Here is a 26,168-nt window from a genome sequence, read left to right as displayed (position 1 = left end):
AACGAGGTTACAATAAAGATCAAGATTTCATTTTGTAACAATAACATGGTTTATAATCTGAGAATCGCAGATTTACCTCTAAGTGAACGCCCTAGAGAACGATTATTAGAATTAGGAGCAAGGAATTTAAGCTCGGCGGAGTTAATCGCTATTTTATTAGGCACAGGGCAGGGAAAGGGCAAATTATCGGCGGTAGGATTGGCTCAATATATTTTGAATCAACTTAGCCAAAATAAACAAGATCCTTTGGATGTGTTACGTACTATTTCTCCCACAGAATTAATGGAGATTCAGGGTATAGGTCCTGCTAAAGCCACAACTATTCTTGCTGGTGTAGAATTAGGAAAAAGAGCATTTCAATTTCGCCCCTGTGCTAGGGCTATTATCGACAGTCCAAATGCGGCGGCGGCGGCTTTTAGTCATGAATTAATGTGGCAATCTCAAGAGCGTTTTGCTGTGTTATTATTAGACACAAAAAATAGTTTAATTAGCACTCAGGTTATTACTATTGGTATTGCAACAGAAACTTTAATTCACCCTCGTGAGCTATTCAGGGAAGCAATTCGACAGTCTGCCACCAATATGATTATCGCTCATAATCATCCTTCGGGAAATTTAGAGCCTTCCATCGAGGATTTGAACTTAACTAAGCGATTATTGGAATCGGCAAATATAATTGGTATTCCCATTTTGGATCATCTTATTATCGGTAATGGAGATTATCGAAGTATCCGACAAAATTCTTGCTTATGGGAAGACGAAGAAAACTGAAAATGAAGAATAAACGGGGTGGCTTAATGATGACATGAAATATTGTTAAATTGCTACAAATATCTAACAATCAAAATACTATTATCATTGTCTATTCCCCATTCCCGATCTAAACTGAAAATCATAGCTTAATTCACCAACGCCGAATAAACTAGAACGCAACGACACCAATTTTTCAGCAACTTTTAAATACTTTTCCCCATTTCAAATAATATGCAATTAACCCAAATTATCAAAAAATCGAAAAAATCTTCCTTGAAAAGTCGCAAAGTTACTTTCTCTGATACTCGTAATCAACGGCAAAAAATTTGGTTGAATGTAGGGCAAAAGGATCAACCCATATTTATCATGTTGCTTATTAGCCTTTTCTTTTTTGGCGCGATCGCATCTCGGTTAGCATATTTACAATTAGTAGAAGGGAATACATATCAAGAAAAAGCGGAAAACAATCGTACTAAAATCATTCCTAAACCTCCCGTCAGAGGTAATTTATATGACCGTAAAGGCAGAATATTAGGGGCAACCCGTTTATCCCACTCTGCTTATTTATGGCCTATTGTGCAAAAACAAGAAAATTGGGCGGAAATTCGCTCTGTATTAGCACAAATCCTCAATATTTCTGAAACAGAGTTGCAAAAAACCCTCGAACAAGAAAACTACGACTCTCCCACCTTGGTTCGTATCGCCCGTAATCTCACTCCTCAACAAATTACAGCTATTGAAGAAAACCGTAATTTACTCTCAGAAGTAGAAGTAGATACCGATACCATCAGATATTATCCTCATGGAAAAAATGGTTCTCATGTATTAGGATATACCAGAGAAATTAATGCAGAAGAACTAGCCGAGAGAAAACAGCAGGGTTATCGTTTAGGAGATGTCATCGGTAAAATGGGAGCAGAGTCAGCCTTTGAGTCTGATTTAAGGGGAGAATGGGGAGGAATACTTTTAGAAAGAGATGGAACAGGAAAAGTTTTAGGTAAATTGGGGATAAAAGAAGCAAAAGCAGGAAATGATGTTACTTTAACTCTTGATTTAGATTTACAAAAAGTGGCAGAACAAGCATTAGGCGATCGCAAAGGTGCAGTTGTTGCCCTTGATCCCCGTGATGGCGGTGTTTTAGCTATGGTTAGCTATCCCGGTTTTGACCCCAATATTTTCTCTGGAAAAATTACTCCTCAATTATGGAAAGAAGTACAAGGAAAAGGTAATCCTTTTATTAATCGTAGTTTACGAGGATTTCCCCCAGCTTCTACTTTTAAAATTGTAACTGCCACTGCGGGATTAGAATCAGGCAAATATAAACCCAGTACAATTCTTCCTACCTATGCTTATTTAAGAGTTGGCGGCACAGCTTTTGGGGAATGGAATCGAGCAGGATTTGGCCCCATGGGTTTTGTTCGAGCAATGGCTTGGAGTAGTAATACTTTTTTCGGACAAATTGGTAACGGAGTGGGAGGGGAAACCCTAATTGAGTGGGCAAGAAAATACGGCTTTGGCAGTAAAACAGGTATTGAATTAGAAGAAGATACCCCCGGTTTGATTGCAGATAACGAATGGAAAAAGGAAAGATTTAATTGGGAGTGGACTGTAGGCGACACCGTTAATATGTCTATTGGGCAAGGTTTTACCCTCGCAACACCCTTACAAGTGGCGGTTATGTTTGCTGTTCCTGCTAATGGGGGCAATGTTGTAGTACCTCATCTGCATCGAGATCCTTCTTACCTTGAAAGACGCAAATCCCTAGATTTAAAACCTGAAACCTTAAAAACAGTCAGAGAAGGTTTAAGAGCCGTTGTTACGAGTGGTACAGGGGGTAAAGCGGCAGTAGATGGGGTGGCAGTAGCTGGAAAAAGTGGTACAGCCGAAGCACCTCCGGGAAAATCTCATGCTTGGTTTGGGGCATTTGCACCTTATGATAACCCTGAAATAGTTGTGGTTGCTTTTGTTGAGCATTCAGGAGGCGGGGGCGGTTCAACAGCAGGCCCCATTGTGCAGAAAGTTTTAACTGCTTATTTTGCTCAGAAAAAATAATTTCAACTTCATTTTGAACCCAGAATGTTTGGTTTAAAGAGGTTTCTGGTTTTAGGTTGACTTTTTCCACTGGTGCGAAATCATTAAATCTGTGAAAAATTTAAGCCACCGTAGGGAATTTAGGAATAGAAGCTATAAGTTGACGGGTATATTCCCGTTGAGGATTATTAATAATTTGATCTGTGGTGGACATTTCTTCTATTTTACCCCGATTCATGACGATGATGCGATCGCTAATAAATTTAACTACGCTTAAGTCATGGGAGATGAAAATGTAGGTTAAGCCAAATTCTGCCTGTAATTCTTTGAGTAAATTTAGCACCTGTGCTTGAATAGAAACATCTAAGGCCGAAACAGACTCATCACAGATGATTAACTGAGGATTTAAGGCTAATGCCCTTGCAATACAAACTCTCTGACGTTGCCCTCCAGATAACTCATGAGGATAACGATTAAACCAATCAGGATTCAAACCAACTCTTTCTAATAAATATCTCACCCTTTCCCTTCGTTTTTGTTGATTGCCCCCAGTGCGATGAATTATCATTGGTTCGAGGATAGTTTGACCAATATTTCGGCGAGGATTAAGGGAGTTATAGGGATTTTGAAAGACAATCTGCATTTCTCGTCTTAAAAGTCTTAAACTTTTACTTTTTAAAGGTAATTGAGTCAAATTTTGCCCTAAAAACTCGATATTTCCTTCATGATTAGGAATTAGCCTTAAGATAGTACGAGCGAGGGTGGATTTACCACAGCCTGATTCTCCCACTAAGCCTAATGTTTCACCAGGAAAAAGTTGAAAGCTAACATCATTAACCGCCCAAAAATAATCTTTTTGCCAAGGAAATGTGGTCTTTTTCCGAAAACCAACTTTGAGATTTGTTACGGTAAGCAAAGGTTGAGTGAGAAGAATTTTTTTTAGTTTAACGGGGAATTTCTCTTCTTGAGTTTCTAATTGATTTTCTAAGAAATCGGTGACGGTGGGTAAGTAACTTCTAGTTTCGTCTAAGCGAGGGCGACAGGCTAATAACCCTTTGGTATAAGGTTGTTGAGGATTTAAAAGAATATCTGTTACTGTGCCATATTCAACTATTTTGCCTTGATACATTACCGCTAAACTATCAGCTATATTGGCGACAACGGCTAAGTCATGGGTAATAAAAATTAATGCCATTTCCCGACTACGGCATAATTCTTTCAACAATTCTAGTATTGTTGCTTGTACTGTAACATCTAGGGCAGTGGTGGGTTCATCTGCAATTAAAATACTTGGTTGACAAGAAATTGCGATCGCAATCATTACCCTTTGTAGTTGTCCGCCACTCATTTCGTGGGGAAATTTTCGAATAATCGCCTGTTTCCGCTTATTAATATATTGTTGAATTTCCTTGTCTGTGGCTTCCTTTAAAGGATTATTTTCCCTATATTCTATTTCTAATTCTTTATCTGTAGGTAATAATTTAACTTCTTGAAGTAAACTAATAGCTTTTCTTCTTGCTTGAGCTTCAGAAACATCTTGATGAAGACGAATAGCCTCAATAATTTGAAAACCAATATTATAGACTGGATTAAGGGAACTCATCGGCTCTTGAAAGATCATACCAATTTTGCCGCCTCGATAGTCTCTTTTTTGTTTTGAAGATAACGTAACTAAATCTACTACGGTGGATGACTGGCTATCAGAAAACAATATTTCTCCTCCGCTAATTTTTCCCGTTGGAGGTAACAAGCCCATAATTCCTAATGATGTCACGGATTTTCCAGAACCCGATTCTCCCACTATGCCCAAAATTTCACCTTTTCTGAGGCTAAAATTAATTTTATCTACGGCAATATGAGATTGCTTTTCATCGTCTATAAAAGCTATTTGTAGATCACGAACATCAAGAATGGTCATCTTTATCCTACTGTCAAGAATTTTAGATTTAGCGGTTAAATTATTATACAGAGATTTTTTGTCAATGAAGTTATTAGATAATTTAATGTTCACAACCTAAATAAGATTGCCACATACACCATGAAACTTAAAAACCGAATAGTTGAAATCTTTGCCCCTTGTCCTTTTTTCGGTAGAATATAACAGTTGTATTTGCAAGAAAAGCGAAATTATTGCAGTGATTGAACGCTATACTTTGCCCGAAATGGGGGCTATCTGGACAGACGAGTATCGATTGAAAACTTGGTTACAAGTAGAGATTGCCGTGTGCGAAGCTCAAGCAGAATTAGGTAAAATTCCTGCGGAGGCGGTGGAAGAAATTAAAGCAAAAGCTAACTTTGATGTAAAGCGAGTATTGGAAATTGAAGCGGAAGTTCGCCACGATGTAATCGCTTTTTTGACGAATGTAAATGAATATGTAGGAGATGCAGGAAGATATATTCATTTGGGTATGACCAGTTCTGATATGCTAGATACTGCTTTGGCATTACAGATGGTGGCAAGTTTAAACTTGATTTTGGAGTGTGTGGAAGAAACTATCCAAGCTATTCGTTATCAAGCTCAAAAACATCGTTATACTATCATGGTGGGGCGTTCTCATGGTATTCATGCTGAACCTATTACATTTGGCTTTAAATTAGCTGGTTGGTTAGCGGAAATGCGTCGTCACCGCGATCGCCTCGTAAAATTACGTCAGGATGTTGCTGTAGGACAAATTTCAGGAGCAGTGGGAACTTATGCAAACATAGATCCTCAAATAGAAGCGATCGCCTGTTCTAAACTAGGATTACAACCTGACACCGCTTCCACTCAAGTTATATCGCGCGATCGCCATGGGGAATTTGTACAGCAATTAGCACTATTAGCGGCTTCCTTAGAACGTTTTGCCGTAGAAATTCGTAACCTACAACGTACTGATGTTTTAGAAGTAGAAGAATATTTTTCCAAAGGGCAAAAAGGTTCATCGGCAATGCCCCACAAACGTAATCCCATTCGTAGTGAAAGAATTACAGGGATGGCAAGAATTATCAGAGGAAATGCGGTTGCGGCTTTAGAAAACGTTGCTTTATGGCATGAAAGAGATATTTCTCATAGTTCAGTAGAAAGAGTTATTCTTCCTGATACTTGTATTTTGACTCATTTTATGCTCAAAGAAACCACTAATCTTGTGCAAAATCTCTTAGTTTATCCTGAGAATATGGCAAGAAACATGAATGTTTATGGTGGGGTTATTTTTTCGCAAAAAGTCCTCTTGGCATTGGTAAGCAAAGGCATGAGTAGAGAAGACGCTTATCGAGTAGTTCAAGGATGCGCTCATCAAGCATGGAATACGGAAAACGGCAATTTCCGCAAACTAATTGAGAATAACAATGAAGTCACAGAATTATTATCACAAGAAGATATTAATACTTGCTTTGACCCCAATCAACATTTAGCAAATCTTGATGTTATTTATGAAAGATTAGGAATTTAATTATCCAAATATTATTTTCTCATTGTCAGCTATCAGCAATCATCGGGCTTTGATGAGTTTTTTTACAAATCACTAAATAAAAGTTTGTAATTGATATAATCAAAACATCACTAGCAGTATCATTTAATTTATTAAAAGTTAAAAGTTAATAAAAAATACGAATAATTAATTTTTTCTTATCATTACAATTTTATTTTACTGCTAGAAATTTATGTTAAACAAAAATATCAAGAGGTTTTATTATGGTGAAAAGAGAAAAAAATGAAATTCCCCTAGCTCCAGAAAATGCTTTTTTCATTATATTTCTGTTAATTTTAATCCCCTTACTACTCACTGGCTTTTTATCTCAATAGAAAAAATTATAGATAATAGTTTTAACTAGCTATTAATTAAGGTTCTTAAAAATTTATTAATCTTAAAAACAAACCATTATTCATTAATCGCTCATTCTATTGTTTTTCTTCGATCGCACTTATTCGACAAAATAAAACTAACCTCCTATTTGAGACATCGTACGTTTATAAATACCATTATCAGTACCAGAATTTCTTTCTTTAAAATTTATTTCAGGCTTTATTAATAATAAATCAGCTACTTTTTTTCTTATTTCTTCTGTTGTAATTCCTTTTCTCAAATCATTTTTTAAGTTAATTTGTCCAGTTTCATTCAATAAACAAGGTCTTAACCAACCATCCGCAGAAAGCCTAATTCTATTACAGCGATCGCAGAAACACTCTGACATTTGTGAAATAAATCCCAAAGTTCCCTTGCTATTAGGTATCTTAAATACATCTGCCGGACCATGCCCCAAAATATTTGCCTCTTCTAAACCCCATTTTTTCTTAATAATTTCTCTAATTTCCTCTGAAGGAATCCACGCTTTTTCAGTGAATAATTTTTCATTGCCAATGGGCATAAATTCAATAAATCTAACGTGCCAATTTTTGTCGATAGTTAATTGAGCTAAATCTAAAATTTCATGATCATTAATATTAGGAATAATTACCACATTTAACTTTAATGGATTAAATCCTACTTCATAAGCCTTTTGTATTCCTAACCATGTTTTGTGCCAAAAATTACGATTTTTCCTCCCAATAATAGTATCAAAAGTTTTCGGATTAAGAGAGTCCAAACTAATATTTATTCTCCTTAAACCAACATTATACAAAATCTGTGCTTGTTCTGCTAATAAATAACCATTAGTAGTTAAAGCAATATCCTGTGTCTCAGGTAAAAGATTAATTTCTTCGATTATTTCTCGTAAATCTGGACGTAATAAAGGTTCTCCTCCAGTCAAACGAAATTTGGTGAAACCCAAGGGAATAAATACCTCTTTTAACAAGATTAATAATTCCGAACATGAAAGAATCTCTGAAGATAAAAGATAATTTAATTCTTCTCCTTCAGGCATACAATACTGACAACGAAAGTTACACCTATCGATGAGACTAATACGAAGATAATCGACTTTATTCACTGATTAATAGTAATTATTTAATAAACTAAATATAACTTAATTAAAGTATTAATATACTATCAATATAGCATTAATTTAATTGACTTATAAGCAGTAAAAGAATATTTGAAATGCAGAAACTAAATCTTAAACTACTAATGAAAATTAAAGGTAAAATATCTATTGTTTATCAATTAACAACAGTTTTCAGCAATAAATATGACCCTTTATGTATATGGTATTCCCAATTGTGGAACGTGTAAAAAAGCCATACAGTGGCTAGAGGAAAACAATGTTACTTATCAGTTTATTAATACTAAAGAAAATCCTCCTCAAGAAAAAATGATTCAAGAATGGGTAAATGCTTTGGGTGTAAAATCCATGCGTAACACTTCGGGGATGTCTTATCGGGCATTAGGCGAAGAAAAAAACTCTTGGACAGAAGCAGATTGGATTAAGGCATTTGCCAAAGATGCTATGCTATTGAAAAGACCTTTATTTGTGAAAGATAATCAGGCTGTATTAGTTGGTTTTCGAGCAAATGAGGCTGTCAAAAAAGAAAAACTATGTACCTAATCAACACACATTTAAACTAAAAATATAAGGGAGATAAATTTATGGGTCAATTAACTCACTATTTATCTTCAACTTTAACTTGATATGGATAATTTGAGCATTGAGCAATGCTATAAAATATTAAACATCAATAATGATGCTACTCTTCCTGAGATAGATAAACATTATTATTCATTAGTAGCGGAAAAGTTAAAGTCTGGGGAAAAGGAAGAATTAGTAAATATTCGTCAGGCATACCTACAATTAACAGAATATAAGCAGAAAGAGCAGAAAAATAAAGAAAAAACTCAAACTAAACAATTTGATATTGACTTAACTAAAACTTTAAATAAAAATTTACAGTATTTAGGAGTTAAAATAAAAGTTGAATCATATCCTGATCATATTCTCTTAAAACTCAGGAATTTAACTAAAATAAAAAAATCCCAAATAGTTAAATTAATTTATGATTATTTAACCAAGTTAATCAAAGAAGATACCAGAATAGTTGTAATAAACTTTAGTCATAAAAATCATCAAATTATTTGGCAAACAGAATTTAAAGTATTACCCAATATTAGTCCTGATAAAATTGCTAATTATAATCAAGATGTTTTCCTTGCAGAAGCAGAAATAAAAACTAATACCTATGCTTTACCCATCGCATTTTTAATTGCTTTTGCTATTAATTTTATCGATCCTTTAGTATGGTTTATTAGTGTCTGGATTCACGAATTAGGACACGCAACCCTAGCATGGTTTTCAGGTTATAGAGCGATGGTAACATTTGCGGCAACTATAGTTTCTTTTGAGCATTCTTTATTTGTTTATTTTGGTATTTTATTTTTGTTACTTTTAACTATTTATAGTACTTGGAAAGAAAACAAAAAATATGTCATAATTTTTCTTGTATTTTTAATCTTTTTACAGTTTATTTTAACTTGGACTATATCCCGCTCCACCTATGGAATGTTATTAGCTTTTGCTGGTATTGGAGGAGAATTTTATTTAAGCACTCTTTTTATTGTCGGTTTTTATTGGAACTTACCTAAACGTTTTTATTGGGAATTTTGGAGATATATTTTCCTTGTTTGGGGAATGATTACTTTTTGGGGAAGTTGGACAAGATGGCAAAAAATAAAAGCAGGAAAAAGTCAAATCCCTTGGGGAACTTTCTGGAGTGGCAGAGGCGATTCTGGCGGAGATTTAAACATTTTAAGAAATCAACATGATTGGGGTATTGAACAGATTATTAATACTTATAATACTTTAGGCTTTATTTGTTTTTTAGTCATTTTATTTGTCTATTTTTATAATCTTTGGATGAGCAACCCCTATCTACGATTAAGAGTTAATAAAATGTTATCAAAATTGTAAGTAGATAAGAACACTATGCAGAGTCAGTGGTTAATATAAAGAAATTTGTAATAATTTTTCATTAATAAATCTTTCCTAATTTTCACTTCTAGCTCTCAACTTTGAACCTTCAACTCAAATCATGATAGTTGATGTATCAGACAAGGAAATGATATGATATATGACCGTTAAAGCTCTAAATTAAGTATAAAAAAATTAACAATATGGATATTCTTACACTAGGATGGGTTGGCATTTTGTCTCTTTTCACATGGTCGGTCGCAATGGTAGTATGGGGGCGTAAAGGCTTTTAAATCGTGGAATTTAGTCCCTTTTTTAATGTTTTATTTATCGTTGCTCTAGCCTTGCTAGTTTTTGTTAGTGGTGGCATTTTATATCTTACCACCCTTGAATGGCGCGATCGCCGCCGTCGTGACCGAGATAAACGTCTATAATCAATCCCTCCTTTTATTAAATTCCGTTGGGTTTAATAACCCAACACTACAAACCCTTGATTGTATTTAGTTAATTCCCTACATCACAACTTTACTTAAATCTGTTAACTTTGTAGAAAAAGATTATGACCTATTGATTTCGGTGTAACCCAATTTATGACCGTGAGTAACTCAGAAAAACAAAAAAATCCTCTTCCTTGGATTTTTGGAATTATGGTTGGTGGTATTTTATTAATAGTGGGAATTGCTTATTCTTCGATAAATCGTCCCAAAACGTCAAATATTGCTGATGAATATACTGTTACTGTTCAAAGAGAAAACGTTAATTTAGAAATTCAAGCTAGTGGTACGGTAGAACCGATTCAGAGCGTGAATATCAGTCCCAAAAATCCCGGGCGCATTGTAAAATTATTAGTTGATCAAGGGGTGATTGTCAAAAAAGGTCAACCAATAGCGGTCATGGAAAATGAGGAACTATACGTTCAGGGAATTCAGGCAGAAGCCAGACTGAAGGAAGCTCAATCCACTTTGCAAGAAACAGATATACGAATACAAGGCGAGATACAAACATTATCTGCTCAATTAGTCCAAGCAGTCGCAAGACTGGAAGAATCAAAACAAAGAATACCTAAACAAATAGATCAGGTGCGATCGCAACTTAAAGAAGCCGAATCACGATTAAGACTAGCGGAAACCCAACTCAAAAGAAACGAAAATCTATTAAAAGAAGGTGCAATTAGTCAAGACCAATTTGATCAACTAGCCAATCAATATTTGGTAGCCCAAGCCGATATTCAAGAAGTTGTACAAAGATTGCAAGAATTACAAGCCACAGAAGATCCAGAAATAAAACGCCTAGAAGCCGCCGTCAATGAAGTAAAAATAGCTCTTGAAGAAAGGCAAGTCAGAGGCAAAGCAGAAATAGAAAAACTTAAGGCAAATATGGAATCTGCAAAAGCTAATTTGGAAATTGCGAAAATTCAATATCAAGATAGCTTTATTACTGCCCCTTTCGATGGTATTATCACTCAAAGATTTGCCACCGAAGGTGCTTTTGTCACTCCAACAACATCTGCTTCCAGTACAGCTTCTGCTACCTCCACTTCCATTGTTGCTTTAGCTAGGGGATTAGAAATTGTCGCCAAAATCCCAGAAATAGACCTCAATCAAATTCAAATAGGTCAACCCGTCGAAATTGTCGCCGATGCTTATCCTAATCAAACATTTCAAGGAGTAGTAAGAGCGATCGCGCCTGAAGCTATCATCGAACAAAACGTCACATCTTTTGAAGTTAAAATAGATATTCTTACAGGAAAAGAAAAACTACTTTCCAAAATGAACGTAGAAGTTAACTTTATTGGCAGACAATTAGATAATGTCTTAGTTGTCCCCACAGTGGCAATTGTTACAGAAAAAGGACAAACAGGAGTAATGATACCCAATCAAGATAAAGAACCCGAATTTCAACCTATAACCATCGGAGCATCCGTTGATGACAAAACTCAAGTGTTAAGCGGTTTAATGGCAGGAGAAAAAGTATTCATTGATCTTCCCCCCGATCAACGACCCAAAAGCGAATAGCCTAGAGGACAAAACCTACAACATCAAAAAGATTTATTCTCGATGTGTTGAATGCCATTTATTGCAGGAATTGAATATTATTCACCCCATCGGCTCTGTTTGGAGTTTGAAGTTCGGGGTACAGAGTTAAAAAGAAATTAAACGAAAATAACCAAAGAATCTCCCGACACCCAGCTACCTTCCCCTCATTCAAAAAAAAACTGAAATATCTTTAATAGCTAAAACAGTTAATATATATAGCTTTCAGAGAATAAAGAGGAAGAAAAAAGAAAAAAGTATGTAGAAAAAGTTGCCAAATTAAAAAAGGTTAGTTATATTAGTATTTGTGCGATTGAGCCACCACGCTCAACTCTGACACACCACGAACCTCGATAATTCAATATTTTTCTAGCCATCATAACCAAATAATAATCCTTGTTCAATTCATTTAATTGAAAAACAAAAAAACAGGAATCGGGTTGTGAAAACAAGCAATTGTGAGTAATAACCACTATGGAGAGTTTGATCCTGGCTCAGGATGAACGCTGGCGGTATGCCTAACACATGCAAGTCGAACGGGCTCTTCGGAGCTAGTGGCGGACGGGTGAGGAACGCGTGAGAACCTGCCTCAAGGTCGGGGACAACAGTTGGAAACGACTGCTAATACCGGATGAGCCGAATAGGTAAAAGATTTATCGCCTTGAGAGGGGCTCGCGTCTGATTAGCTAGATGGTGAGGTAAAGGCTTACCATGGCGACGATCAGTAGCTGGTCTGAGAGGATGAGCAGCCACACTGGGACTGAGACACGGCCCAGACTCCTACGGGAGGCAGCAGTGGGGAATTTTCCGCAATGGGCGAAAGCCTGACGGAGCAATACCGCGTGAGGGAGGAAGGCTCTTGGGTTGTAAACCTCAAAACTTAGGGAAGAAAAAAATGACGGTACCTAATGTAAGCATCGGCTAACTCCGTGCCAGCAGCCGCGGTAATACGGAGGATGCAAGCGTTATCCGGAATCATTGGGCGTAAAGAGTCCGTAGGTGGCACTTCAAGTCTGCTTTCAAAGACCGAAGCTCAACTTCGGAAAGGGAGTGGAAACTGAAGAGCTAGAGTATAGTAGGGGTAGAGGGAATTCCTAGTGTAGCGGTGAAATGCGTAGAGATTAGGAAGAACACCAGTGGCGAAGGCGCTCTACTGGGCATATACTGACACTGAGGGACGAAAGCTAGGGGAGCGAAAGGGATTAGATACCCCTGTAGTCCTAGCGGTAAACGATGGATACTAGGCGTAGTGCTGTAAAAGGGACTGTGCCGAAGCTAACGCGTTAAGTATCCCGCCTGGGGAGTACGCACGCAAGTGTGAAACTCAAAGGAATTGACGGGGACCCGCACAAGCGGTGGAGTATGTGGTTTAATTCGATGCAACGCGAAGAACCTTACCAAGGCTTGACATCCTGCGAATCTTGATGAAAGTTGAGAGTGCCTAAGGGAACGCAGAGACAGGTGGTGCATGGCTGTCGTCAGCTCGTGTCGTGAGATGTTGGGTTAAGTCCCGCAACGAGCGCAACCCTCGTCCTTAGTTGCCAGCATTAAGTTGGGGACTCTAGGGAGACCGCCGGGGAGAACTCGGAGGAAGGTGGGGATGACGTCAAGTCAGCATGCCCCTTACGTCTTGGGCTACACACGTACTACAATGGTTGGGACAAAGGGGAGCGAAACCGCGAGGTGGAGCGAATCTCATCAAACCCAGCCACAGTTCAGATTGCAGGCTGAAACTCGCCTGCATGAAGGAGGAATCGCTAGTAATCGCAGGTCAGCATACTGCGGTGAATCCGTTCCCGGGTCTTGTACACACCGCCCGTCACACCATGGAAGTTGGTCACGCCCGAAGTCGTTATTCTAACCCAAGTGGAAGGAGACGCCGAAGGTGGGACTAGTGACTGGGGTGAAGTCGTAACAAGGTAGCCGTACCGGAAGGTGTGGCTGGATCACCTCCTTTAAGGGAGACTTCTATTAAGAAGTCAGCAAGGAAATGGGGGTGGCTAGGAAAATAAAGAAAGAGGTGTTGGGGCTATTAGCTCAGGTGGTTAGAGCGCACCCCTGATAAGGGTGAGGTCCCTGGTTCAAGTCCAGGATGGCCCATTGGGGGTATAGCTCAGTTGGTAGAGCGCCTGCTTTGCAAGCAGGATGTCAGCGGTTCGAGTCCGCTTACCTCCAGAAGAACAAAGTTTAGCACGGTGAGAAATCGCTACTGCTGAACATGGTGTTCAGTGAGAACCTTGAAAACTGCATAGAAAAATAGGGAAAAAAAGGTCAAGAAAAGAAGGGCCGATGGTGGATACCTAGGCACACAGAGGCGAAGAAGGACGTAGCAACCTGCGAAAAGCCTCGGGGAGTCGGAAGCAGACGTAGAGCCGAGGATGTCCGAATGGGGCAACCCTAAAAACACACCTATGATTTAGGTGATGAGCGAACCTGGTGAACTGAAACATCTTAGTAGCCAGAGGAAGAGAAAACAAAAGTGATTCCCCTAGTAGCGGCGAGCGAAGCGGGAAAAGCCTAAACCATTGTCTAAGGAGAATGGGGTAGTGGGACACCAAAAAGTGACCAAGAAAGTTAAATGAACTAGCTGAAAACTAGACCAAAGAAGGTGAAAGTCCTGTAATTGAAAACTGACAAGGCATAGGTGAATCCCGAGTAGTCAGGGATAAGTGGAATCCCTGGTGAATCAGCCACGACCACGTGGTAAGGCTAAATACTACTGTGTGACCGATAGAGAAAAGTACCGCGAGGGAAAGGTGAAAAGAACCCCGGGAGGGGAGTGAAAAAGAACATGAAACCATCGGCTTACAAGCAATGGGAGTCTCATTAGAAGGGATGACCGTGTGCCTGTTGAAGAATGAGCCGGCGACTTACAGGTCGTGGCGGGTTAAGATGAAAAGTCGAAGCCAAAGGGAAACCGAGTCCGAAAAGGGCGTTAGTCACGGTTTGTAGACCCGAACCTTGGTGATCTAACCATGTCCAGGATGAAGCTACCGTAACAGGTAGTGGAGGTCCGAACCGACCAATGTTGAAAAATTGGCGGAGGAGGTGTGGTTAGGGGTGAAATGCCAATCGAACCAAGAGCTAGCTGGTTCTCCCCGAAATGTGTTGAGGCGCAGCGGTGTGAAAGGTCATCGGGGGTAAAGCACTGTTTCGTTGCGGGCTGGGAGACTGGTACCAAGATGAGACAAACTCAGAATACCGATGAATGGTAGCACTAGTGAGACGGTGGGGGATAAGCTTCATCGTCAAGAGGGAAACAGCCCAGACCATCAGCTAAGGTCCCCAAGTACTAACTAAGTGAGAAAGGAGGTGGGAGTGCTTAGACAACCAGGAGGTTTGCCTAGAAGCAGCAATCCTTGAAAGAGTGCGTAATAGCTCACTGGTCAAGCGCTCCTGCGCCGAAAATGAACGGGGCTAAGTTAGTCACCGAAGCTATGGACTACATTGTAGTGGTAGGGGAGCGTTCTATTAAGGGTGAAGCATTAGCGGCAAGCAGATGTGGACGAGATAGAAGTGAGAATGTCGGCTTAAGTAGCGAAAATTAGGGTGAGAATCCCTAACCCCGAAAGCCCAAGGGTTTCTCCAGAAGGTTCGTCCGTGGAGAGTTAGCCCGGACCTAAGGCGAAGCGAAAAGCGTAGTCGATGGCAAGCAGGTAAATATTCCTGCGTGGCTTAATTGGAGTTGCTACAGGGACCCGTGAAAACTAAGCACACCCTGAGTGGATTGGGAGCGAGTAATCGTGAGTGTGGAAAGATAGCGGCAAGAAAAGCTGTAGTAATGTTGAGAATTAAGTCCCGGTACCCGAAACCGACACAGGTGGGCACGTAGAGAATACGAAGGGGAGCGAGGTAACTCTCTCCAAGGAACTCGGCAAAATGACCCCGTAACTTAGGGAGAAGGGGTGCCACCGAGAGGTGGTCGCAGTGAAGAGTCCCAGGCGACTGTTTAGCAAAAACATAGGTCTCTGCAAACTCGAAAGAGGAGGTATAGGGGCTGACGCCTGCCCAGTGCCGGAAGGTTAAAGAAGTTGGTCAGCGAAAGTGAAGCTAGCGACTGAAGCCCCGGTGAACGGCGGCCGTAACTATAACGGTCCTAAGGTAGCGAAATTCCTTGTCGGGTAAGTTCCGACCCGCACGAAAGGCGTAACGATCTGGGAGCTGTCTCGGAGAGAGGCTCGGCGAAATAGGATTGTCTGTGAAGATACGGACTACTTACACTTGGACAGAAAGACCCTATGAAGCTTTACTATAGCTTGGAATTGTGTTCGGGCTGGCAGTGCGCAGGATAGGTGGGAGGCGAAGAAGTATTCCTTGTGGGGGATACAGAGCCAACGGTGAGATACCACTCTCTGCTAGCTAGAATTCTAACTCATTTGAGGACAGTTTCAGGTGGGTAGTTTGACTGGGGCGGTCGCCTCCAAAATGGTAACGGAGGCGTACAAAGGTTACCTCAGACTGGTTGGAAATCAGTCGAAGAGTGCAAAGGCAGAAGGTAGCTTGACTGCGAGACCAACAAGTCGAGCAGGGTGGAAACACGGTCTTAGTGATCCGACGGTGCTGTGTGGAAGGGCCGTCGCTCAACGGATAAAAGTTACTCTAGGGATAACAGGCTGATCTCCCCCAAGAGTTCACATCGACGGGGAGGTTTGGCACCTCGATGTCGGCTCATCGCAACCTGGGGCGGAAGTACGTCCCAAGGGTTGGGCTGTTCGCCCATTAAAGCGGTACGTGAGCTGGGTTCAGAACGTCGTGAGACAGTTCGGTCCATATCCGGTGTAAGCGTGAGAATATTGAGAGGAGCCTTCCTTAGTACGAGAGGACCGGGAAGGACGCACCGCTGGTGTACCTGTTATCGTGCCAACGGTAAACGCAGGGTAGCCAAGTGCGGAGAGGATAACCGCTGAAAGCATCTAAGTGGGAAGCCCACCTCAAGATGAGTATTCTGGTGTAAGGTCACGGGAAGAAGACCCGTAAATAGGCACAAGGTGGAAGTGCAGTAATGTATGAAGCCGAAGTGTACTAATAGACCGTCATCTTGACCTAAGGAACTATAAAATTCTATGCAGTCTTGAAGGTTGTTCCTTCGAGAGTATAGCTGGTGTGATTAGCATTATGGAACCACTACGAACCATCCCGAACTCGTGGGTGAAACATAGTAGCGGCGACGATACTGCTTGGGAGACCGAGTGGGACAATAGTTCCATGCCAGCTTCAACATTCATTCTTTACAATTCTATCTTTCATCGAAACATCAAAGACAAAGAATCACCTCACATTGTGTAGGTGATTTTTTTATTCGAGAGCTTCAACTAAGTAATGTTAGTCTTTGATTTATTAACGAATCGATCGTTCCATTTACTCTAAATTTTGCAAATAGTCCCATTGTTAAATCCACCATTTCTATTGATTTTGATACTACTTTTGTTTTTCTATGAAAGCGAGCAAACCAATGACGATTATCGGAATTATTTCTTTCTATGGCTATAGTTTCGCTTTTTGTCATCACATGATACGCATCTGGATGTTTAGATAATAACTCTTGGTACGGTTTCCAATCATCAGTACAGTAGACTGTTACATCCCATTTTAGTAATCTAATTAAAAGTTTTTTGAGGGTTTCACTATCACGCTTTCCCAATTCCCAGTCGATAAGTCTGTTAGTATTACGGTCATAAGCTTTCCAGATCCATAACTTGTTTTTTTTGACTCTATAAAATGCCAAAGTTCATCTAGTTCCACAACCACCGCTTCGCAGGGTTCAGGCTTTTCATAATTTTCTAGTGCCAAAGCTCTAATCCAATTTAAAATAGTCTGAGCAGAAACATTGAGAAGCTTTGCGATCGAATTCATAGACATTCCACTGCAATACAGAATTGCTGTTTCTAGTTTCATCCACATAGGTTTACCTCGATCAATCTTATCAGTGGTGAACTGATAGTTACAGTGCTTACATTTAAACCTTTGTTGACCACGAGCAAAACCGTTTTTGATGATTTTAGTATTATGACATCGAGGGCATTGATGAGACATGGTTAATTAATGATGATAGGATCAGTCTATATCATAACATTACTTAATTGATACTCTCTTTTATTTATGTCTCTTAATTGTTCATTTGTTATCCCTATTTTGTCAAACTCCGCCAGACTAACATCTTCTTTACTATACATTCTTGCCCTTTTTAATGCGCTAAAATCATGTTCAATATCATTAAAGTCGGGAGAATATGTTGGCAAAAATATTACCTGATGCCCTGCTGGCTTTTCTACAGTAGTTATAATATTCATACAAAATTTATAAGGCTTTGATGATCTTAAAAATGCAATTGTTATAAAAAATCAATTTTTTTAGACTTAATCAAATACTCAATCAAGACTCTAAGAGTTTTTAATTATTAATTTACTCTACTCAATGTAGAAGAGCCATTATGATTACTGAAAATTTTGGATTGTTTGAAGTTACAGGGAACTTTAGTGCTATTAACAATGATGATAATTTACTGCAAACGTCCCTTAACGATACGATTGCTATTGCCATTAATAATCAAGAAATTTTAAAAATTCAAGGACAAGTAACTCTTAATTTAAACACCAAGACCATTACAGTCAATGGAGATGTTTCCACCGAGATTAGTGGAGATGCGATCGAACTTTTTTCAGGCACTGCCAGTTTTTCTGAGGGTAGTCAACTTCAAGCTATCTGGAATAATATCACCTCTAAACTAAATGTTAGTGGTTTTAATGTTGATTTAAGTTCTCTTATCCTGACTTCAGCAGGTTTACAAGTACAGGGAAGTATCACTTTACCCGACATTCTCGGAGGAGAAAGCATTGCTATTGAAGGAAACAATTTTATCGTCATTAATTCTCAAGGATTTAGTTTAAATGGGGGTGAGATAGCATTATTTGGACAAAAACAATCTAGCTTAGGTAGTCTTACCCTAGAAACAGATAATCTCTCCCTCGATATTTCAGACAATCCAGAATTTTTTGTTCTTCAGGGGGATGCTTCCTTAATTGGTATTATTCCTGATACCAACACCAGTATTACGGCTGATTTTGCCCCTCCCGGATTTATTACGATTAACCCAGACGCGAATCCAGTTTTATCCGTTAATGGTGATGTTTCTGTATCTGATTTAGTCATTGTTGAGGATGTTTTAGAAATTAAGCAATTTTCTCTAGATATTGACACGGTTAATGATACTCTTTCTGCTAAGGCAATTTTAGATATTCCCGATGGAATTCAATTAGGCGGAGATATTTCTTTTGTTGATGGTAGATTAGATGCGATCGCATTTCAATTAGATGCCGAAAATGGTATTCCCTTGTTTGAAGGTGTAACTCTCAATGGTTTTGGGGGAGATGTAGAAAATATCATTGCCCAAGCTAATGCCCAAGTAGATTTAGCCAGTACAATTCTCGGAAGTGAGGGAACGAAAATTGCTGAGGCTATTATCCAAGAAGATAGTAAATTTACTGACATGAGTTCTATTCAAGAGTTCATTGTTTACGAAAAATTAGAATCTATCCCTGTTCCCATTGATATTGTGAAAGTGGACAATCAAAATCCCGAAGAACTTTTACAATCCTTACAGGAAAAATATAGCGATAGTTTAGTAACAAGTTCTGAAGAAGAAATATTGCGTGAGGTTCAGGTTTCAGATAGACGTTACTATATTTTTCAGGCAGTAGAGGCAAATGGAAAAATACAAACCTCACAACCCGTATTTATTGGAGATATACACATAGATGCTGATATTCCGGATGGAGGTAGTATTCCTGTGCCGAGTTTTTTAGGAGTGGAGAATAATAGTGTTGACTTAGAAAGTTTTATTTCCATACAAGGAGATATTCTTTACACATCGGAAGTTTTGGCTTTAGCGGCAACTATTGACTTGTTTGATCCCAAAATCGCTAAAGGAGACGGTGATTTAATCATAGACGCTCGTAGTAAAACTATCTCAGCTAATGTTGATCTCGATATTTTTAGCGGATTAATTACCAGTAGTGATAGCTTTCTTCTCAACTCCAATTTCGATGTTGTAATCGATGGTAATGTTTCTATTAATATTCCTAAAAAAATTGGTGATTTTACAATTCCCTTTGTGGGAGGGAAAAGTCTTACCGCCGATTATGCTTTCCAGTTTATTAATGACGGTAATAACTCCAATGATTTTGTTGCTTTTTGGGGTCACATTCCCATATTTGGCACTGCAGGTATAGAAGTATCTTTTGATGGTGATATAAGGGCAATTGGACATCCTCCTGCCTTGGAAACTGGTAGTTGGACTATTTTTGAAGGTACGGAATCTCTATTTTTAGAAGCCACTTGGGAAAATGCGGTTAATGATGTGGAAATTGTTATTGAAACCCCTGATGGTGACTTTTTAAGCGAAGAAGAATTTGCGGCTAATGGCATTGAAATTGTTGACTCCCTTACCTATGCCGAGGGAAAAGTTGTCAAGGTTAATAATCCTACGGCGGGAGTTTGGGATATAAAAGTAGAGGAGACTTTCCTACCTCAAATTGGGGAAGTTTTTTACCATGCTATGCTTGGAGAAACGGAGAAACCAACTTTAATAATAGAATCTCCCATGATGTTAGAGGAAAGTTCTACCGTGAATATTCCCTATCAATTAGAAGATGTGGACTCGGATGCAACGGTTTCTTTCTTTCTTGATCGGGATAATCAAGGTTTTGACGGTTTACTGATTGGTCATAGTTTGCCTGAAGATGGAAACTCTTTTAGTTGGGATACCAAAGGAATTGCTCCGGGTAACTATTTCATTTATGGAAGGGCAGTGGACGAATATAATGAGCCTGTTTTAGTTTATGCCTCTGAACATATCACCATTACAGAAAGCATAGATGTTTCTTTAGAACAAATATTATCTTCTCAAAAAGCAGTTATCAATCAACCTTTCCGTTATCAATTAGAATTGACAAACATGAGCGATCGCAGTGCAACGGATTTAACCATTATTAATACTTTGGGAGAAAATGCCACATTTATATCTGCTAGTGAACCCGTTGTAAAACAAAATGGACAAGAACTAACATTTAAAATTGATAGTTTAGGGGCAAATGAAACGCAAATCATCGATATGGAAATAATGCCCACTACCTCTGGCAATTTCACCAGCCGTGTGGGAGTCACTCACCCCGCTTATGATGAAAACATCAATAATAATCACGATTTCTTTTCCGTTGATGTAGTCAATCCAGAAACACAATTACAACGACTTAATAATGATATTTTTTCCATCCTCAGTAACTCTAATGCTAGTGAACTGAATTTTCAATTGGTTGGTGCAAATTCTGAATATGTAAATGAGGTTGGTTTTTTCATTGTTGAAAATGAACAAGGTACAATCACGGATTCCCAAGGCAAACAATTAAACCCCAGTGATGAAGAATATTTACCAGAAGCATTGTCTCAAAGTCAAGTAATTTTCTCCGCTTTAAACAATTTACCTAACGGTTTTCAACAAACTCAATTAACTCGAACATTAGGAAATTTACAAGGAGGCGATCGGCGTAGCCGCACCTTCGGTGACCGCATCGTCTTTTTCTTTGTGAAAAATGCCACAACCCAAGATGTCATCAAAGGAAATGCTGACAGTAGCCAAGTCTTTTTGGGTTTAACTTTTAACGACCAAAACTTCAATCCTTTAGAAATAACTATTTTGACGGATGATAGATTTAACTTAGCATGGCAAACCGAGGAAAATAAGTCTATTTATGACGAGATGACATTTTCTGTTAGTAGTGGAAATAATAATACCTCTAACACATCAGTGATCAAAGAAAAAGAATCTTCTGAAATAATTGATTTAAGACAATTAGAAGGCTCTGTTTCCGTTGATGTTTCCGTTTATAGAGAAGCAGTCTTTGATAATTTAGTCGGTTTTTATACCATTGATGATTTATTAGGTAGTGTAGAAGGAGTTTCCCCTGAAAGTGCTAATTACAAGCAAAAAGCCCTAGAAAATCGGGTGCAAAGTCTGGACTTAATACAAGTAGCAAATCAACAAACAAATACTATTTCTGGTTTTTTGGAGGGAGGTAAATTATTTGCACCATTTATCATTAGTAATGGTGGTTTTGAAGATGCTTTAAACGGTTTAGCCGAGGTATATTTTCCCTTTCTGAGGGCAAACAGCGACAATTTAGACCATATTCGTTTATTAGCTGATAATGCTTTTGGCTTTGAAGATTTGCCCAATGGGGGCGATCGAGATTTTAACGATTTAATTATAAATCTTGAATTTTAACTATACTTTAGACTAAATTTCATGATGGTGGAACTTGGAAAGCTAAATAGATTATCCCTTTTTTACTTGATAATTAAATATTTACTAACTTTGAAATTCTATGGTAGTCTGACAATAATTACTGTTGTGTCTAACCTATTTGCGATCGCTTCTGGTATATTGCCTTTATATGCTTGTTTTAAAAGACTATCTCGGGAAGCCCCTAAAATCACCAGTTGAGAATTATGCACTTCTGCTACTTGAATAATAGCCGAAACAATAGAAGTGGAAGCAAGGGGTAAAACATGAATTTCTGTATTAATGTATTTTTGTAATTGCCTAGCCGCACTTTGTAGGTAACGTAAATTGATATTCGTTTTTTCAGGAGAGTGAACTTTTGTTAACCAGACAGTAGGTAAGGTTTTTCTGTCATAAATATTCATTAACGCAGGGACTAATTTTAACCCTTCTTGCACATTAGGCCCTCCCCCCATAGGTAAGACAAACCCCCCTGAATCAGGAGAAGCATAAGGATAATACTGTTGTTTTTTGCCCAGTTTCACCAAAATTAACTCACATTCAGCTTTATTAATCAGGCTATCAATCATACGAGAGAAAATAAACTCCTGCCCATGATGATTTTGTTTCCATCCCATTAGCAAAATGTTGATATGTTTATGTTTAATAATATCTAACACCACCCCACTGCGATAATGAGCCACAACAATACGAGTATGGGTAGGAATTTTCTTTTTTCGCCCCATTCTTTCGAGGGTGTGCATTAAATGACGGGCGCTTCTAGCATCTACTTTAATTGTATGAGGGTCTTGATATTTTGGTACTTTGATTACCTGTACAAATTCTAACTCATAATGACGTTGGGATGCGATCGCACTAGCAATTTTAAATAAAGCCCGAAAATCATCATCAGGAGCGATAGGCACTAAAATACAACCCTTACCCACGGCAGGAGAAGAAGTTTGATAAATAGTATAGAATTTATTTTGTTTTCCCGTTACTTCAGGCTTTAACTCATTAACCTCCGCCCGAATAATATCCGTGCGAGTAATAATACCCACCAAACGAGCATTTTCTAAAACAGGTAAACGAGATAATTGATAGCGATTGAGTAAATATAAAACATCTGTTAAATTAGCATCCGCATTAATTACCACAGGATTTTTAGTCATAATTTCACCGATGGAAATTTGATTTTTTCCCGCATTAATTTTCACCAAATCAGATTGAGTGACAATACCCACTAACTTACCATCCTTAACTACAGGAAAGCCACGATGATGAGAAACACTCATTAACTCTAATAGTTGCGCTACCGTCAAATCAGGAGCAACCGTTTCCACCTGAGATTGCATCACATCCTCGGCAGTTAAATGAGCTAGAAAGTTATTTTCCGAAGAATAGTCATCTTCCGTTTCTTCCAATTCCATGCCCATATTGCGGAGTAAATAGCGATAAATAGAACCACTTTCAAGAGTCTCGGCACTGATATAAGCAACAGCACAACTAATCATTAAAGGCAATACTAAATTAAAATTAGCATTCAATTCAAACACAATGATAATCGCCGTCACTGGAACTCTCACAACCCCTGTAAATAAAGCTCCCATTCCTACCAAAGAAAATGTAGGAGTTGCCACAGTGCCAGAAATATAACCCTCAAAATCACCAATTAAATAACCCAAAGCCGAACCCATAATTAAGGCCGGAGCAAATAATCCCCCCGGAGCCCCACTACCTGCGGCGATAATGGTAAGAATATAATGGGAAACAAAAACGAGGGCAATTTGTGGGGTTGTCAATTCTCCTCGAATCAAAAATTCTCTAATTCCAGCATTATTCTGAAAAAAAGAGGGCAATAGTGCAATTATTACCCCTGAAATTAATCCTGCTAAACCAATTCTCAAAGCTAAAGGTATTTTTAATGTTTCATTCCAGCGTAAACTTAATAAGACACTGCGATTAAATAATGCTCCCAAAATTCCAGCAATCATTCCTAAAACAATATAGAAGGGAATATCACTAGGAAGAAAAACCAAACCATCTATATTAAGAATGCGATTTGGTAACTGTAAATTTGAAGACTCTAAAATTAAGGAAACAACAGCCCCCGTAAAAGAAGCAACAATAGCGGTTTCAAGAGTTAAATTAGATATATCCCTCATTAACTCCTCAACCACAAACATTACACCAGCAATAGGAGTGTTGAAACCTGCCGCTAAACCTGCCGCCGCCCCCGCCGCTATCATCTGACGGCGATGCTCAGGAGAAGTAGGCACATAACGAGTTAATTCACCTGCTAAGGCTGCACCAATATGCACTGTTGGAGCTCTTCTTCCGAGGGTTAATCCTGCTCCTAATACTAAAATTGTACCAATAATTTTGGCTAATGCTACTCGAAAAGATAAGGGCACTTTTGCTCTAGCTAAAGCGGCTTTAATTTGTGGTACTCCTCCACCTGCGGCACTAGGGGAAATAGATTCTACAAAAAAACCTGCCATCCCACCTAAGATTAAACCAAATAGAGGTAATACATATATTGCACCCCATTGGCTAACTAGATGTAAGCGATAAGTGCCTAAAAAATTAATGCCTTCTTTTAACAGCAAAGCGGCTAACGCAGAAAAAATACCGATTAGACAGGCTTCCGCTAGGGCATAGCGAGTAGAAATTGCGTTTCGGGCAAAATGTTGAGATTTGAACCAGTTTAGCCCTTGAACTACTGTTTTCAGAAATGGTAAGCTGTCCACGACAGAGATTTATTAATTAGCTATTAGTAATGTTAGGGTATTAGAGAATTGTGAATGATAAATTGTTGCCCAAAACCTAAAAGTTAAAATATATGGACAATATTGAGTTACAAAAAGCGATCGCTGAGTTTAATCAACAAAAATTTTATGATTGTCATGATACCCTAGAAGCGATCTGGATGGAATCCGTTGAACCCGATAAAACATTTTATCAAGGTATTTTACAAGTGGCAGTAGGTTGCTACCATTTAACTAATATTAATTGGAAAGGGGCAGTAATTTTGTTAGGGGAAGGTATCCGTAAATTAAGGGAATATGAGCCTGAATATTTAGATATTAATGTGGATAAATTGGTAGAGGAAAGTTATGATTTATTGTTAGCTTTACAGCAAATTGTTCCCGATTCTGTCAGTATTTTTTATCAAAATTTGCTTAATAAACAGCTAGAGAATAATCTTTATTTTCCAACAATTAAAATAATTAATAATACTTGATTTGATAAGGAAAAGGGCAATTAGGAATAAGTAATTAGCAATTAAGACAAGGCAACGGACAAGGGTATTTAATTAAATTTCTTCTCAAGCGTAGATCTCGAAATGGCACTGTGCGATCGCAAATCTATCTAAACTGGCTAAATCATACTCAATTTTAATATTTTTATAATTACCATTTTTTTTTAAAATATCTTCAACTATTTTACCTTGTCCTGCCATAATTTCTAGGATTAAAAACCCGTCTTTTACTAAAAAATTAGGGGCATTTTCAATTAAATGACGAATGTCTTTTAAACCGTCTTTTCCTCCATCTAAAGCAATTTTTGGTTCGTGATTTACTACTTCAGGCTCTAATTCTAATACCATTTCTGATGGAATATAAGGGGGATTAGAAACAATCAAGCTAAAGCTGTTTTTGAGGTCATTTATCGGGTCAAACCAAGAACCATGACAAAATTTAACTCTCGATTCAAAACCGTATTTAAGAGCATTTTCTTCAGCAATTTTTAACGCAGATTTACTATTATCAACTGCATAAATATGACTATTGGGAAATGCTTCTGCTAATCCAAGTGCGATCGCACCGCTTCCTGTTCCTAAATCAAGAAAGTTACCTGTTTTTAAGTGAGAATAATTAAATGTAATTTCTGAGGCTAAGTCTATAATTAACTCTGTTTCAGGACGAGGAATCAAAACATCAGGAGTTACTTTTAAAGTGAAATTACGCCAATGACACTCACCAATTAAATATTGAACAGGACAACGTTTAGTTATCCTCAAATCCCATATTGTTTCTAATTTATCTAAGGAAAATTTACTGCTTATTAATTCTTTATTTTGATAATTATTTAACTGTAAATCAAGTTTATTTAAAAATGTTAATTCTGTAATAAATAAATTAAGTTCACTAATATTAATCTTGTTATTTAAACAATCTCTTTTCGCTGATTGATACCAATTAAATAAATCTTTTCCAGTAATTTCAAATTTCATCCAGTTAACAATTAAA

Annotated in this window: 15 protein-coding genes, 2 tRNA genes, 3 rRNA genes and 1 pseudogene; 15 read left to right on the top strand and 6 right to left on the bottom strand. The window is 38.2% G+C overall.

Features of this window, described 5'->3' with window-relative positions; all coding sequences use genetic code 11:
• Nucleotides 1–45: 45 nt before the first annotated feature.
• Both radC and mrdA read left to right on the top strand, forming a co-directional pair.
• A complete protein-coding gene (radC, locus tag Dongsha4_RS15840; protein ID WP_330203269.1) occupies nt 46–771 on the top strand; it encodes a RadC family protein in 726 nt (241 codons plus the stop codon).
• 213 nt (nt 772–984) lie between these two features.
• Nucleotides 985–2,805, top strand: a complete 1,821-nt coding sequence (gene mrdA, locus Dongsha4_RS15835) for a penicillin-binding protein 2 (RefSeq protein ID WP_330203268.1) — start codon at nt 985–987, stop codon at nt 2,803–2,805.
• Nucleotides 2,806–2,905: 100 nt separating this feature from the next.
• Here mrdA and Dongsha4_RS15830 read toward each other — a convergent pair whose 3' ends face one another.
• Complete coding sequence (locus Dongsha4_RS15830; RefSeq protein WP_330205457.1) at nt 2,906–4,708, bottom strand: ABC transporter ATP-binding protein; 1,803 nt, start codon at nt 4,706–4,708, stop codon at nt 2,906–2,908.
• Between the two features lie 211 nt (nt 4,709–4,919).
• Between Dongsha4_RS15830 and purB the strand changes: the two genes are divergently transcribed.
• Nucleotides 4,920–6,215: an adenylosuccinate lyase gene (gene purB, locus Dongsha4_RS15825; RefSeq protein WP_041922812.1), complete on the top strand. Its 1,296-nt coding sequence runs from the start codon at nt 4,920–4,922 to the stop codon at nt 6,213–6,215.
• 490 nt (nt 6,216–6,705) lie between these two features.
• Here the strand turns inward: purB and moaA are convergent, their stop codons facing one another.
• Complete coding sequence (moaA, locus tag Dongsha4_RS15820) at nt 6,706–7,695, bottom strand: GTP 3',8-cyclase MoaA (RefSeq protein ID WP_330203267.1); 990 nt, start codon at nt 7,693–7,695, stop codon at nt 6,706–6,708.
• 198 nt (nt 7,696–7,893) lie between these two features.
• Here moaA and Dongsha4_RS15815 point away from each other — a divergent pair, with 198 nt between their 5' ends.
• The 10 genes from Dongsha4_RS15815 to rrf all read left to right on the top strand — a co-directional run bounded on the left by Dongsha4_RS15815 (nt 7,894) and on the right by rrf (nt 16,853).
• Nucleotides 7,894–8,250 carry a Spx/MgsR family RNA polymerase-binding regulatory protein gene (locus Dongsha4_RS15815; RefSeq protein WP_330203266.1) on the top strand — a complete coding sequence of 119 codons (357 nt, stop codon included), beginning with the start codon at nt 7,894–7,896 and terminating at the stop codon, nt 8,248–8,250.
• An 84-nt stretch (nt 8,251–8,334) separates the two neighbouring features.
• Entirely contained in the window at nt 8,335–9,606 is a 1,272-nt protein-coding gene (locus Dongsha4_RS15810) for a J domain-containing protein (protein WP_330203265.1), read from the top strand.
• A 203-nt stretch (nt 9,607–9,809) separates the two neighbouring features.
• Entirely contained in the window at nt 9,810–9,899 is a 90-nt protein-coding gene (gene petN / locus Dongsha4_RS15805) for a cytochrome b6-f complex subunit PetN (RefSeq protein ID WP_330203264.1), read from the top strand.
• Nucleotides 9,900–9,902: 3 nt separating this feature from the next.
• Nucleotides 9,903–10,040 (top strand): hypothetical protein, encoded by a 138-nt coding sequence (locus Dongsha4_RS15800; RefSeq protein WP_330203263.1) that lies wholly within the window; start codon nt 9,903–9,905, stop codon nt 10,038–10,040.
• A gap of 156 nt (nt 10,041–10,196) precedes the next feature.
• A complete protein-coding gene (locus Dongsha4_RS15795; RefSeq protein ID WP_330203262.1) occupies nt 10,197–11,621 on the top strand; it encodes an efflux RND transporter periplasmic adaptor subunit in 1,425 nt (474 codons plus the stop codon).
• Nucleotides 11,622–12,110: 489 nt separating this feature from the next.
• Nucleotides 12,111–13,596: ribosomal RNA gene (locus Dongsha4_RS15790) — 16S ribosomal RNA — on the top strand.
• Between the two features lie 69 nt (nt 13,597–13,665).
• A tRNA-Ile gene (locus Dongsha4_RS15785) sits at nt 13,666–13,739 on the top strand.
• Nucleotides 13,740–13,741: 2 nt separating this feature from the next.
• Nucleotides 13,742–13,814, top strand: a tRNA-Ala gene (locus tag Dongsha4_RS15780).
• A gap of 94 nt (nt 13,815–13,908) precedes the next feature.
• Nucleotides 13,909–16,685 (top strand): 23S ribosomal RNA (locus Dongsha4_RS15775).
• A 51-nt stretch (nt 16,686–16,736) separates the two neighbouring features.
• Nucleotides 16,737–16,853: ribosomal RNA gene (gene rrf / locus Dongsha4_RS15770) — 5S ribosomal RNA — on the top strand.
• Together the 16S, 23S and 5S rRNA genes with 2 tRNA genes alongside form the textbook arrangement of a ribosomal RNA operon.
• Before the next feature lie 94 nt (nt 16,854–16,947).
• Here the strand turns inward: rrf and Dongsha4_RS15765 are convergent.
• Together Dongsha4_RS15765 and Dongsha4_RS15760 are read right to left on the bottom strand one after the other, a co-directional pair.
• A protein-coding gene (locus Dongsha4_RS15765) for an IS1 family transposase (RefSeq protein WP_330202302.1) occupies nt 16,948–17,672 on the bottom strand; the annotation gives its coding sequence in 2 pieces (ribosomal slippage) (nt 16,948–17,348 and nt 17,348–17,672; 726 coding nt in all).
• A 26-nt stretch (nt 17,673–17,698) separates the two neighbouring features.
• Nucleotides 17,699–17,905 (bottom strand): annotated as a pseudogene (locus Dongsha4_RS15760) (transposase); the annotation flags it as partial.
• A gap of 164 nt (nt 17,906–18,069) precedes the next feature.
• On the opposite strand from Dongsha4_RS15760, the gene Dongsha4_RS15755 reads away from it, so the two are divergent.
• On the top strand, nt 18,070–21,918 hold the full coding sequence (locus tag Dongsha4_RS15755) for a DUF4114 domain-containing protein (RefSeq protein WP_330203261.1): 3,849 nt from the start codon (nt 18,070–18,072) through the stop codon (nt 21,916–21,918).
• A 98-nt stretch (nt 21,919–22,016) separates the two neighbouring features.
• Here the strand turns inward: Dongsha4_RS15755 and Dongsha4_RS15750 are convergent, their stop codons facing one another.
• Nucleotides 22,017–24,665: a chloride channel protein gene (locus Dongsha4_RS15750; RefSeq protein WP_330203260.1), complete on the bottom strand. Its 2,649-nt coding sequence runs from the start codon at nt 24,663–24,665 to the stop codon at nt 22,017–22,019.
• Between the two features lie 92 nt (nt 24,666–24,757).
• Here Dongsha4_RS15750 and Dongsha4_RS15745 point away from each other — a divergent pair, with 92 nt between their 5' ends.
• Nucleotides 24,758–25,159 carry a DUF309 domain-containing protein gene (locus tag Dongsha4_RS15745; RefSeq protein ID WP_330203259.1) on the top strand — a complete coding sequence of 134 codons (402 nt, stop codon included), beginning with the start codon at nt 24,758–24,760 and terminating at the stop codon, nt 25,157–25,159.
• Nucleotides 25,160–25,243: 84 nt separating this feature from the next.
• Here Dongsha4_RS15745 and prmC read toward each other — a convergent pair whose 3' ends face one another.
• On the bottom strand, nt 25,244–26,152 hold the full coding sequence (prmC, locus tag Dongsha4_RS15740; RefSeq protein WP_330203258.1) for a peptide chain release factor N(5)-glutamine methyltransferase: 909 nt from the start codon (nt 26,150–26,152) through the stop codon (nt 25,244–25,246).
• Between the last annotated feature and the right edge of the window lie 16 nt (nt 26,153–26,168).

Source organism: Cyanobacterium sp. Dongsha4, assembly GCF_036345015.1.
Taxonomy (GTDB): Bacteria; Cyanobacteriota; Cyanobacteriia; order Cyanobacteriales; family Cyanobacteriaceae; genus PCC-10605.
This window is presented reverse-complemented; position numbering and strand designations above follow the sequence as displayed.

Bases quoted from the DNA above. Each gene is read 5' to 3' on its own strand.
- radC (WP_330203269.1), top strand. From the start codon at position 46: ATGGTTTATAATCTGAGAATCGCAGATTTACCTCTAAGTGAACGCCCT.
- mrdA (WP_330203268.1), top strand. From the start codon at position 985: ATGCAATTAACCCAAATTATCAAAAAATCGAAAAAATCTTCCTTGAAA.
- Dongsha4_RS15815 (WP_330203266.1), top strand. From the start codon at position 7,894: ATGACCCTTTATGTATATGGTATTCCCAATTGTGGAACGTGTAAAAAA.
- Dongsha4_RS15810 (WP_330203265.1), top strand. From the start codon at position 8,335: ATGGATAATTTGAGCATTGAGCAATGCTATAAAATATTAAACATCAAT.
- petN (WP_330203264.1), top strand. From the start codon at position 9,810: ATGGATATTCTTACACTAGGATGGGTTGGCATTTTGTCTCTTTTCACA.
- Dongsha4_RS15795 (WP_330203262.1), top strand. From the start codon at position 10,197: ATGACCGTGAGTAACTCAGAAAAACAAAAAAATCCTCTTCCTTGGATT.
- Dongsha4_RS15755 (WP_330203261.1), top strand. From the start codon at position 18,070: ATGATTACTGAAAATTTTGGATTGTTTGAAGTTACAGGGAACTTTAGT.
- Dongsha4_RS15745 (WP_330203259.1), top strand. From the start codon at position 24,758: ATGGACAATATTGAGTTACAAAAAGCGATCGCTGAGTTTAATCAACAA.
- prmC (WP_330203258.1), bottom strand. From the start codon at position 26,152: ATGAAATTTGAAATTACTGGAAAAGATTTATTTAATTGGTATCAATCA.